General features: G+C 57.0%; 1 protein-coding gene and 2 pseudogenes. 1 reads left to right on the top strand and 2 read right to left on the bottom strand.

Going from position 1 to position 2,145, the window contains the following annotated elements:
• Nucleotides 1-458: 458 nt before the first annotated feature.
• Both WCA53_RS30585 and WCA53_RS30580 read right to left on the bottom strand, forming a co-directional pair.
• Nucleotides 459-965: pseudogene (locus tag WCA53_RS30585) on the bottom strand (LysR substrate-binding domain-containing protein); the annotation flags it as partial.
• 483 nt (nt 966-1,448) lie between these two features.
• Nucleotides 1,449-1,553: pseudogene (locus WCA53_RS30580) on the bottom strand (electron transfer flavoprotein subunit alpha/FixB family protein); the annotation flags it as partial.
• Nucleotides 1,554-1,597: 44 nt separating this feature from the next.
• On the opposite strand from WCA53_RS30580, the gene WCA53_RS30575 reads away from it, so the two are divergent.
• A complete protein-coding gene (locus tag WCA53_RS30575) occupies nt 1,598-2,026 on the top strand; it encodes a PaaI family thioesterase (protein WP_423920272.1) in 429 nt (142 codons plus the stop codon).
• Nucleotides 2,027-2,145 lie beyond the last annotated feature (119 nt).

Raw genomic sequence — 2,145 nt, 5'->3', positions numbered from 1 at the left:
CACTTCGGTCATTCGGGCGTCAAATATATGAGTGAAACGCCCGGGCACCTATCCGTCTTGACAGGTCATCCGACGCAAACGAATGCGGATCTAGCCTGTTGATGCTGTCTTTTTGGCCGCGTACGCTACCGTCAGAGCATGCAAATGCAGAATTTGCAGGATGCGGCAATCAGGAAACAACTGCGCGGAACGGGGGAGTGTAGCGATGAAAATGTCCCACAGATTAGCAAGCTCTGATACGGCCGGGCCGGTGTGGGGGCTTGTGTTTGGTATTGTCTTGACGGCAATCGGCGTGTGTTTCTGGTTTTATGCGTCGTCGTCTGTTCCACCCGGACGGCAAGATGAATCGTTGGCCGTAGCGGCCATACTCATCGGTCTATTTCTGGTCGTCTACGCGGGGCGAGAGCTCTGCCATAAGCGTCGGTAGGATGGTGTGTCGGAACCGTGGATGTTGTCGATTAAAGTCGCTCTCGATCCCTCCCGGCCATCATCGTGATCCATTGCTCAAGGGCCATGACGGCTCTATCGGTAGCCCGATCGGCGTTGATTACGAGCACGTAGTCGATCGCACGCCAGGTCGGCGCCACTATCGGACACACCAGTCGGCCAGCCGCGATATCGCGCCCGATCATCGGCAGCGATGCCAGCGTGACACCCAGGCCCTCCACGGCGGCGGCAAGCTGCAGATAAGCGTGATCGAACTCGAGATCACGTGCAGCCCGCAGGCGAGGAGCGTCCGCCTCCCGCAGCCAGTGCGACCAGGCCGTGCGCGTACTGGTGGAGTGGAGCAGGGTGTGATGGCGCAGATCCTCCACCGTATGAATTGGGTGATAGCGAAGCAACGCGGGGCTGCACGCGGGCAAGCGCACATCAGGCATCAGCGGGCGCGAGATGCGGCCGGCGCCCTGCTCGTGCCCGGAGCGCACGCCGATGTCGAAGGCGTCGCTGACATAGCGCAGCTCGCGATGCTGCTGCTGATCGGCAGGCCCTTGCGATACCGAGCGCCTTTTAGATCCTAGCGATTGCGAGTAGCCGTCAACGACCGGGACGACACGGCGAAGGCCGTCCGAGGTCACCCCGACGGCAATGGATTCTGCGACGAAAACCACGGGTCTGGCTATATGGTCGAGGGTAGGGATAATGGTAAGTTGCGATGGGCAGGCCTTGAAGCGCTTTCAACGAATTTCGGCCACTGCAACAGGGCGGAGTCGCTTGAAACCTTGGGTGAGCTTGCCTTGTATAACTCGCCGCGATAACGTGCTCGCAATCTTCTCTTTCGCCTTTTCGGCTGTGAGAGATCACGATCCAGGAGGTACGCCTCAAACCCCGCGAGAGCGGCACATTGAGCTATCCCAATGGCCGCCGTTCCGCTGCCAACGACTGCTGGAGTCTTCATCGATAGATGGAAGTGAAACCGCGTAATTTGATATCGCCGTCTCAAATCAACTTCACGATGAGGTGAATTCAGGCACGGTCGTGAACAGATCGCCCACCAGACCGTAATCGGCGACGCTGAAAATCGGTGCTTCCGGGTCCTTGTTGATCGAGCAAAGTCCTATCCGGCGGACAAATCACAATCTATGGCTACGACACGCAAATGACTGACTTATACGATCGAATCAATGCCAGCTTCAGCGCGCAGGGCCTTATGGCGACGCTAGATGCGAAGCTGGCCCTTGTTGCGGATGGCGAGGTGCACATTACGCTGCCTTTCGCGAAGCGTCTTTCGCAGCAGCACGGCTATGTGCATGCCGGTGCAATCACCAGTGTTGTCGACAGCGCCTGTGGATATGCGGCGTTAACCAAAGCGTCACCGGGATACGAAGTGGTCACTGCCGAGTTTAAAATTAACTTTTTAAGGCCTGCGCTTGGCGACCGGTTTTTGGCGATAGGAAGAGTGCAAAGTGCCGGTAGGATGTTAACGGTCTCGACTGGCGAAGTTCGAGCATATGGACCCGATGATGATTCATATAAAGTGATAGCGCTAATGCAAGCCACAGTCGTGAACGTTCAGCTGATTCTGTAGTCGTGGTAGTTATCGAATTCGCTCAGGGAGCGCGTAGTTAAGTTTTGACAGCATTAGCAGGGAGCAATGCTGGCGAACCTCGCTGTCGGAGCAGCCAGCATGTGCATCTCTGACCTGGA

The sequence above is a fragment of the Caballeronia sp. genome (assembly GCF_049581465.1).
Taxonomy (GTDB): domain Bacteria; phylum Pseudomonadota; class Gammaproteobacteria; order Burkholderiales; family Burkholderiaceae; genus Caballeronia.
The sequence above is the reverse complement of the archived record's forward strand: the minus strand, read 5'-3'. Positions and strand labels throughout refer to the sequence as shown.

Excerpts from the sequence above, each read along its gene's own strand:
- WCA53_RS30575 (WP_423920272.1), top strand. The coding sequence starts at position 1,598 with ATGACTGACTTATACGATCGAATCAATGCCAGCTTCAGCGCGCAGGGC.